This is a genomic window from Roseomonas sp. 18066, from assembly GCF_902706185.1.
Taxonomy (GTDB): domain Bacteria; phylum Pseudomonadota; class Alphaproteobacteria; order Acetobacterales; family Acetobacteraceae; genus Pseudoroseomonas.
This window is the reverse complement of record NZ_CACSJM010000206.1, coordinates 1-8764: the sequence shown is the minus strand read 5'-3', so window position 1 is coordinate 8764 and position 8764 is coordinate 1. Positions and strand designations below refer to the sequence as shown.

Annotated in this window: 7 protein-coding genes and 1 pseudogene; 4 read left to right on the top strand and 4 right to left on the bottom strand. The window is 72.2% G+C overall.

Annotation, left to right across the window (positions count from 1 at the left end; all coding sequences use genetic code 11):
* Positions 1-312: pseudogene (locus tag GVN67_RS26530) on the top strand (hypothetical protein); the annotation flags it as partial.
* Here the strand turns inward: GVN67_RS26530 and GVN67_RS26525 are convergent.
* Complete coding sequence (locus tag GVN67_RS26525) at positions 309-1067, bottom strand: isochorismatase family protein (RefSeq protein WP_368667265.1); 759 nt, start codon at positions 1065-1067, stop codon at positions 309-311. The pseudogene GVN67_RS26530 and the gene GVN67_RS26525 overlap by 4 nt on opposite strands.
* A 99-nt stretch (positions 1068-1166) precedes the next feature.
* On the opposite strand from GVN67_RS26525, the gene GVN67_RS26520 reads away from it, so the two are divergent.
* The 3 genes from GVN67_RS26520 to GVN67_RS26510 all read left to right on the top strand — a co-directional run bounded on the left by GVN67_RS26520 (position 1167) and on the right by GVN67_RS26510 (position 4910).
* Complete coding sequence (locus GVN67_RS26520; RefSeq protein WP_235035528.1) at positions 1167-2105, top strand: GlxA family transcriptional regulator; 939 nt, start codon at positions 1167-1169, stop codon at positions 2103-2105.
* Between the two features lie 79 nt (positions 2106-2184).
* Positions 2185-3141 carry an FkbM family methyltransferase gene (locus GVN67_RS26515; protein ID WP_160000326.1) on the top strand — a complete coding sequence of 319 codons (957 nt, stop codon included), beginning with the start codon at positions 2185-2187 and terminating at the stop codon, positions 3139-3141.
* A 140-nt stretch (positions 3142-3281) separates the two neighbouring features.
* The gene (locus tag GVN67_RS26510; protein ID WP_160000325.1) at positions 3282-4910 is read left to right on the top strand and encodes an EAL domain-containing protein; all 1629 of its coding nucleotides are present in this window, start codon (positions 3282-3284) and stop codon (positions 4908-4910) included.
* A 99-nt stretch (positions 4911-5009) separates the two neighbouring features.
* Here GVN67_RS26510 and GVN67_RS26505 read toward each other — a convergent pair whose 3' ends face one another.
* The 3 genes from GVN67_RS26505 to rfaE1 all read right to left on the bottom strand — a co-directional run bounded on the left by GVN67_RS26505 (position 5010) and on the right by rfaE1 (position 8635).
* A complete protein-coding gene (locus GVN67_RS26505) occupies positions 5010-5747 on the bottom strand; it encodes a glycosyltransferase family 25 protein (RefSeq protein ID WP_160000324.1) in 738 nt (245 codons plus the stop codon).
* Between the two features lie 88 nt (positions 5748-5835).
* Positions 5836-7113 carry a dGTP triphosphohydrolase gene (dgt, locus tag GVN67_RS26500; protein WP_235035523.1) on the bottom strand — a complete coding sequence of 426 codons (1278 nt, stop codon included), beginning with the start codon at positions 7111-7113 and terminating at the stop codon, positions 5836-5838.
* Between the two features lie 73 nt (positions 7114-7186).
* Positions 7187-8635, bottom strand: a complete 1449-nt coding sequence (gene rfaE1, locus GVN67_RS26495) for a D-glycero-beta-D-manno-heptose-7-phosphate kinase (protein WP_408906363.1) — start codon at positions 8633-8635, stop codon at positions 7187-7189.
* Between the last annotated feature and the right edge of the window lie 129 nt (positions 8636-8764).

Sequence of the window (8764 nt, the reverse complement as noted above, 5' to 3'; positions counted from 1 at the left end):
GGGCCAGCGCGGTCGAAGGCGCCGCCGGCCACCAGCGAGGCCGAGACGCTGCGCAACAACAGCGGCACCCGGGCGCTGGACCGCGCCGCCGGCACCGATGTCTCCGGCGCCTATCCGAGCCAGCGGGACGGCACGCCGGCCAATCCGCCCGGCACCGCGGCCGGCCGGGCCCTCGACCGCGCGGCGGGGACCAACACCTCCGGCGCCTATCCGCAGCAGTCGGACGGGACGCCCGCCAACCCGCCGGGCACGGCGCTGGGCCGGGCGATCGACGGCGCCGCCGGCCGCCCGGGCGCCTCGCCGATCCGCTAGGCCTCGATCGCCGCGGCCGGCCGGATCACCGCGAAGCGGTCGGCCAGCGCCGCCAGGCTCGCCCGCTGCAGGGCGGCCGCCGGCAGCGGCGCGCCGCCCAACGGGTCGGGCAGGGCGCGGGTCGCGGTGGCATCCGCGGCGATGGTGACGGACAGGCCGAGATCGAGCGCCGCCCGCGCCGTGGTCGAGATGCAGAGATGCGTCATGAACCCGGCCAGCAGCAGCTTCGTCCGGCCGGTCGCCGCGATGCGGGATTGCAGGTCGGTGCCGGCAAAGCCGTTCGGCAGCTTCTTCTCGACAACCACCTCGCCTTCGAGCGGCGCGGCTTCCGGCAGAAAAGCGCCGCCGGGGCCAGCGCGGTCGAAGGCGCCGCCGGCCGCGCCGACATGCGCCACATGGATCACCGGCGTGCCCGCCGCGCGCGCCCGGGCCAGCAGGTCCGCCACCACCGCCGCGGCCGCGTCGATGCCGGCCAGCGGCAGGCGGCCCTCGCGGTATTCGCCCTGGGCGTCGATCACCACCAGCACCGCCTCCGACAGCCGCGCCGCGGGCGGCGGGCCGCCGCCGAGCTCGAACAGCGTCTTCGGCGCCGGCAGGGCGCGGGCGGCGGCCTCGAAATGCGCTTCCGCCTTGGCGAACTTGTCGCGGCAGCCGGTGTTGCAGAAGCCCACCACCTGGTCACGCCAGCTGGTCAGCGAATCGGCCGAGACCGGCTTGCCCGACCAGGGGCAGGTTTCGTTGATGGCATCGGTCACGGGCATCTCTCCAGGCGCTTGACGGGGGGCACACTGCGCGCGACGGGGCATGGGATGAAGGACAACCTGCCCTCCTTTCCTGCCAGGTGCCGAGACATCGTGCTGCCGCTCTATCCCGGGGTGATGCTGCTCGACGTCGCCGGCCCGGCCGAGGTCTTCGCCGCCGCCAGCCGGCTGGCCGGGGGCGATGCCTACCGCCTGCATTTCGTGGCCGCCGGCGGCGGCATGGTGGTCACCGAGCTCGGCCCGTCGCTCTCCGCCGAGCCCTGGGAGACGCTGCCCGAGGGCGCACTCGACACGCTGCTGCTGCCCGGCGGCGCCGGGGCGCGCGAGGCGGCGGCCGATCCGGCGCTGCTGGACGCGGTGCGGCGGGCGGCCGCGCGGTCGCGGCGGCTGGCCTCGGTCTGCCTGGGCGCCTTCATCCTGGGCGCCGCCGGGCTGCTGGAGGGGCGCCGCGCCACCACCCACTGGCGCTGGTGCGCGGCGCTGCAGGACGCCCATCCGGAGGTGGCGGTGCAGGAAGGGCCGATCTTCGTGCAGGACGGGCGGGTCTGGACCTCGGCCGGGGTGACCACCGGCATCGACCTGGCCCTGGCCATGGTCGAGCAGGACCTCGGCCACGCTCTGGCGCTGCAGGTGGCGCAGGGGCTGGTGGTGTTCCTCAAGCGCCCGGGCGGCCAGGCGCAGCTCAGCGCCACGCTCTCCGCCCAGGCCGCCAGCCATGACGCGGATTTTGCCGCCCTTCTCGGCTGGATGTCGGAGCATCTCTCGGCCGATCTGCGGGTCGAGGCGCTGGCCGCCCGCGCCGGCCTGTCGCCGCGCAGCTTCGCCCGCGCTTTCCTCTCCCGCACCGGCCAGACCCCGGCGCGGGCGGTGGAGCGGCTGCGGCTGGAGGCGGCGCAGCGGCTGCTGCAGGAAGGCCGCCTGCCGCTCGGCGCCATCGCGCATCACTGCGGCTTCGGCGACGACGAGCGGATGCGCCGCGCCTTCCAGCGCCGCACCGGCCGCGCGCCCGGGCGCTGGCGCGGCGACGCCTGAGGAAATTCATCAGCCGTCCACCTTGCCGGCCGGACAGGAACGTCGTTACCGTTCCGGCGATAAACCGGAGTGTGGTGGAATGTCCGACCAGCAACTGGCCGAGGCGCAGGAAGTGGCGCGGCTGACCGGCCGCGTCGCCGCGCTGGAAGAACAGCTCTCCCGCATGGAGGCGATGCTGGCCACCAGGCTGGACCGCATCGCCACCCGGCAGGAGGAGATCGGCAGCTTCCTGATCAAGCGCGCCAACCGCATCGCCGAGGCGCAGACGCTGTATCTGGGCGACCACACGGCGATGACCTTCCTCGAGACCGGGCACCGCATCTACGTCGACACCCGCAGCCGCGACATCGGCATCCACCTGATGGCCGGCGGCCGCTGGGAGACGAAATACACCAAGCTGTTCCGCGGCCTGGTCAAGCGCGGCGCCACGGTGCTGGATGTCGGCGCCAACCACGGCTTCTACGCCATCCATGCGGCGACCCTGGTCGGCGCCACCGGCCGGGTCGAGGCCTTCGAGCCCAATCCGCGGCTGGCGGGGCTCGCCACCGCGTCGCTGCGCACCAACGGCTTCCGCTGGGCCAGGCTGCACCAGGTGGCGGTGGGCGACGCCATGGGCCAGGCCGAGCTGACCTTCAATCCGGCGATGTCGGGCGGCGGCAGTATCCGCAAGCCCGGCGGCCCGGCCAAGGAGGAGGTCGCCGCCGTCGAGGTGGTGGCGCTGGACCAGCTTTTCCCGGAGGAGAGCTTCACCGTCGACGTCATCAAGATGGATGTCGAAGGCTATGAGGGCCGGGCGCTGCGCGGCATGGAGGCGATCCTGCGCCGCTCGCCCGATGTGAAGATCCTGATGGAGTTCTCGCCGGCGCTGCTGGCGCGGGGCGGCGTCGATGCGGCCGCCGTCGCCGGCTTCCTGCAGGATCTCGGCTTCCAGCCCTGGAGCGTCGACGAGGACAGCCGGCCGCAGCCGGCGCGCTGGGAGACGCTGACCGCCAAGGGGGCGAAGACGCACAATATCCTGGTCGCCCGCAGCCTCTGACACCGCGCGCGACCGGGTCCCAAAGGCCACGCCCAGGCTAAATTTCCGCGGTCGCGGCAGCGCCATCTGTTGCGCAGGGGTAACACCGGTGTAAGGGCTTGGCGCTGCCCCGCGGGGGCGCGGTGCCAGGGGGATCGGCGATGCAGCGGCGCGGCAAACTGGCGGTGGCGATCGGCATCGCCATCCTGGCAGGGCTGCTGCCCATCGCCAGCACGCTCATCCTCTCGCACCGCCGCGCGGCCGAGGCGGAACGCGCCCATCTGACCGAATATGCCACCTGGACGCTGAAGCGGGCGGCGGCGGTGCTGTCGCAGGCGGCGACCGCGCTCGGCGCGCTGAATGGCGAGAGCTGGGACGCCTGCTCGCCGGCGCTGGTGACCCGGATGCGCCAGGTGGCCAGCGACACGGTGGCGATCGACGAGCTCGCCTTCCTGCAGGGCGGCCGCATCGCCTGCACGCAATGGGGCGCCGCCGAGCCGGGGCTGCCGGCCCGCCTGCCCGACCGTCTCTTCGCCGAGGGCTATGGCCTGGCGCTGCATGCCGAGGCCGCGGCGCGGCCGGGCAGCGACATGCTGGCGATGACGCTGGGCAGCTTCCAGGCGCTGATCAAGCCGGAGCGGCTGGTCGACGTGCTGCGCGACACCACGATGAACCTGGGCATCGCGCTGCAGACGCCGGGGCAAGGCGGGGGCGGCCAGCTGATCGCGCTGTCGGGCGAGATCGCGCCGCCGCTGGTCGCCCGGCTCGCGGACGGGGCGCAGGCGGGGATGACCGACAGCCAGCTCTACGCCGCCGTCGCCGCCCCCGGCCTGGTCGCCTTCGCCGTCTCGGAGAAGACCGAGATCGAGGGGCGGCTGCAGCGTGAGCTCGCCATCATGATCCCGATCGGGCTGCTGATCGCGGCGATCCTGGTCTCGGTGGTGGTCTGGATGTCGCGCCAGCGGCTGTCGCTGCAGGGCGAGCTGGCGCTCGGCATCCGCAAGCGGGAATTCGTCGCCCACTACCAGCCGATCATCTCGCTCTCCACCGGCCTGTGCGTCGGCGCCGAGGCGCTGGTGCGCTGGCCGCAGCCGGATGGCCGGCTGATGATGCCGAATTCCTTCATCCCGGTGGCGGAGGAGCTCGGCCTGATCGAGCAGATCACCGACCAGGTGATCGACCGCGTCGTCCACGACATCGCCGGCATGCTGGCGGCCGACCGCGCGATCCATGTCTCGATCAACATCTCGGCCGAGGATATCGAGAGCGGCCGCTTCCTGCCCGTGCTCGACGCGGCGCTGGCGCGCTACGGCGTGGCGCCGACCCAGGTCTGGCTGGAGGCGACCGAGCGCGGCTTCATCAACGCCGAGGCCGCGCGGCAGACCATCTCCCGCGCCCAGGCGGTCGGCCACCTGGTCGCGATCGACGATTTCGGCACCGGCTATTCCAGCCTGGCGCTGCTGGAGAAGCTGCCGCTGGACGCGCTGAAGATCGACAAGAGCTTCGTCGATTCGATCGGCCGGGACGCAGCCACCAGCGTGGTGACGCCGCATATCATCGGCATGGCGCAGGAGCTGAAGCTGTCGATCGTGGCCGAGGGCATCGAGACGCTGGAGCAGGAAAGCTACCTGCAGGCCGCCGGCGTCGGGCTGGGCCAGGGCTGGCTCTACGCGCCGGCCATGCCGGCCCCCGAATTCATGGCCTTCTACCGCCGCCACAACGACCGGGTGGCCGCGGGGGGCGGCAAGCCCGGGGCCGAGGCGCGGGCGGTGGTGACGGCGGTCGCCTAGACCGAGTTGCCTTCGGAAGGACGAAGCCAACTCGGTCTAGCTCTTTGTTTGATCGCGTGATTCAGGCTTTTCGGTGATTCCACCTCAAGCCATCACGCTCTAAGGGTTCAGGATGGTCGACATGTCCTCGTCATTGATCATCACCGCCATGATCGGCAGCGCGAGGTAGGCGTCGAGCCCGGCGTAGTGGCGCGACAGCTCGACATCGAGGGCGGTGTTGCGCCAGGACTTCGTCAGGTCCCTGGCATCGCGCGCCGGCTCCCCCGCCAGCGGCAGGCAGCGCTGCAGCAGCTTGCGGGCGCCGCGCGGCGAGATCGAATACAGCCCGAGCCCCGCCGCCGAAGCCAGCGGCACCAGCGCCGGCATGCCGCGAAAGGCGCGGAAGACCGGATAGGCATCGCCCAGGATCGCGGCCGAGAGCGGCGCGCCTTCCAGCACCGAGACCGTGCCGGCCACCGGCGAGACCAGCCCCACCGGCCAGTTGTCGTTGTGCGACCACAGCACGATGTCCCAGCCCTGCTGCGCCGCCAGGAGGCGCGCGGCGACCGCGTGGAAGTCGGGGCGGATGACGGCGTCGTCCTCGGCGATATGCATCGGCATGTCACGGCTGATGCAGTCGTTCCACAGCGCGATATGCGACACCGCGCTGCCGCAGGCGCCAGCGGAATAGGGCAGGCCAGAGGCGAAGAGCCCTTTCTCGACGCAGAGGCGGCGGTCCAGCAGCCGGCCATCGCAGGCGGCAAACCGCTCGATGGCGAGGTCGGGGTTCAGCTTCTGGAACAGGGCGAAGCGCTCGGGCGTCCGGTCGAGGCTGATCACCCTGATGAGATTGTCCACGTCACGCTCCGCTGATCGATGGCCCGGCCGCGACCCTGATATCGATTCCGACGAGGCTTTCATACCCGGCGTCAGCCAGGCTTTCGCCTCACAGCCCGCGCAGCCGCGCCGCCAGGGTCGCCGCGTAGTTGTCGGTCATGCCGGCGACGAAATCGACGGCGCAGCGGATGGTCTCGCTGGGCGAGAGGATCGGCCGCGGATGGTAGTCCTGCATCAGCGACAGCGCCTGGCGCGGCCGCAGCTTCATCCGGGCGATGTCCTTGTCGGGGCTGCGCGCATAGGCGAGGCAAGCCTCGAGGAAGACCGTCAGCGTCTTTTCCAGCGTGTCGCGGGCGCCGATCTCGAACTCCACCTTGCGGGCGTGGAGGTAGAGCACCTCGCGGTTGGTGCGGCGGATGGCGTCGAAGGCCTCGCGCAGCTCGCCGGCGCAGAGGTCGAGCAGCCCTTTCCGCACCGGCATCTCGCCGGCCAGGATTGCTTCGCGGTGCTCGAGGAAGCTTTTTTTCAGCTCCCCGATCATCTGGCCCGCCGCGCGCGACCGCAGCAGCGCCAGCTTCTGCGGCACGCTGTCCTCCGCGTCGAGGCGTTCGCGGGTGACCCTGGCGACCGGCAGCACCAGCTGCTCGTACTGCTCATAGGACAGGATTTGTAGCTCGACGGCGTCCTCGAGGTCGGCCAGGCCATAGGTGATGTCGTCCGCCGCCTCCATCAGCCAGACCGCCGGGTGGCGGGGCAGCGGGCCGGACAATCCGCATTGCCGGGCGACCGCGGCGAAGGCCCCGGCCTCGGTGGCGAAGGCGTTGAACTTGACGCCCGGGCGGCCGTCGCGCGCGGCGCGCGGGTCCTCGCCGGACCAGGGGTATTTGATGAAGGCGGCAAGGCTGGCGAAGGTCAGCTGCAGCCCGCCGCGCTCGCGATAGCCATCGGCCCGGGTCAGGATGCGGAACCCTTGGGCATTGCCGTCGAAGCAGGCGAGGTCGGCATCGAGCTCCAGCCCGCTGGCCGCCCCCGGCCCCGCCAGCCATTCGGCCATGAAATCCGAAATCACCTCTTCCCCGGCATGGCCGAAGGGCGGGTTGCCGATGTCATGCGCCAGGCACACGGCCTGCACCAGATAGCCCAGGTCGTCCGGCGTCTGCCCGGCCGCGGCCAGCTCCGAGGCAAGCTCGGAGCCGACGGCGAAGCCCAGCGAGCGGCCGATCGAGGCCACTTCCAGCGTGTGCAGCAGCCGGTTGCGCACATGCGGGTTGCTGACCAGGGGATGCACCTGGGTCTTCTGCTGCAGCCGGCGGAAGGGGCGGCTGAAGACGATGCGGTCCTGGTCGATCTGGAAAGGGTTCCGCCCCGCCGTGGGCCGGGGCGCCAAGTCAGGAAAACGGCCGGCGTGAAACAGCGCCGGCCACTCCATGCAGGTCAGCCGCGCATCCGCCAAGGCGACATCAACCGCGCATTCGCGCGACGGTCGCCGTGGTGGAATTGCCCGGCAGCAGCGCCGCCAGCTTCACCACGCCGCCCCATTCCTGCACCAGCTCGCCGCCCACCACCTGGTCGACGCGGTAATCGGCGCCCTTCACCAGCACGTCGGGGCGCAGCAGGTGGATCAGCTCGACGGGGGTGTCTTCCTCGAAGATGGTGACCAGGTCGACGGTAGCGAGCGAGGCCAGCACCGCGGCGCGGGCGGCTTCCGGCTGGATCGGCCGGGTCGGGCCCTTCAGCCGCTTGACGCTGCTATCGGCGTTAAGCCCGACGACCAGCCGGTCGCACCAGGACCGCGCCTGCTCCAGCAGGTGGACATGGCCCGGATGCAGCAGGTCGAAGCAGCCATTGGTGAAGCCGACGCGCCAGCCGCGCTGGCGCCAGCGCTCGACCTGCTCGGCCGCGGCCGCCCGGCGCAATACCTTGCGCAGCGCGCCGCGCTCGGGGGTCAGGGCCTCGAGCAGGTCGGATTCGCGGGCGACCGCCGTGCCGACCTTTCCGACCACCAGGCCGCCGGCGATATTGGCGATCCGCGCCGCCAGCGGCAGCGACAGGCCGGCGGCCATGCCGGCGGCCAGCACCGCGACCGCCGTGTCGCCGGCGCCGGAGACGTCGTGCACTTCCGGCGCCTCGGCCGGGAAGTGGTGGACCGTGTCGCCCTCCAGCAGGGTCATGCCGTCCTCGCTGCGGGTCACCAGCACGGCGGCGAAGCCGTGGCGGGCCTGCAGGGCGCGGGCGGCCTCGACGATTTCTTCCTCGGTGTCGATCGGCAACCCGCTGGCCAGCGCCAGCTCGGCCCGGTTCGGCGTGATGATGTCGGCCCCGGCATAGCGGGAGAAATCTTCGCCCTTGGGGTCGACCACGACGCGGCGGCCGGCGGCCTTGGCGGCGGCGATCAGCCGCTGCGGCACGTCGCCGGCCAGCACGCCCTTGCGGTAGTCGGACAGCACCATGACCGAGGTGGCGGCCACCGTGTCGGCGGCGATCCGCACCAGCCGGTCGGCCAGGCGCTGGTGGATCGGGCGGGCGATCTCATGGTCGGCGCGCAGCATCTGCTGGCCGCTGGCGATGAAGCGGGTCTTGGTGGTCGTCGCCCGGCCGCCCTGCACCAGCAGCCAGGGCTCGACGCCCGGCTGGCCGCCGACCAGGCCGGTCAGGTCCGACCCCGCCTGGTCGTCGCCGACGACGGACAGGAAGGCAACGGCCGCGCCGAGCGCGGTCAGGTTGCGCACCACATTGCCGGCGCCGCCGGGCATGGCGACTTCACGTTCCACCGCCAGGACGGGAACCGGCGCCTCCGGGCTGATCCGCTTCACCGCGCCATAGACGTAGCGGTCGAGCATGGCATCGCCCACCACCAGCACCGAGGCGCGCTTGAGCTGCTTCACCGCCTCGACCAGATCGGCGTCGATCTCGGAGCCGATGTCGCCAGCCGGGGTCGCGGCCGGACCGTTGGCGGTCTGGCCGGGGAGGGAAGCTTCCCCGGAGGAGGGCGCGGGCGCGCGGTCCGGAAGGGCGGCCGTGGGGCCGGAGGGGGGCAC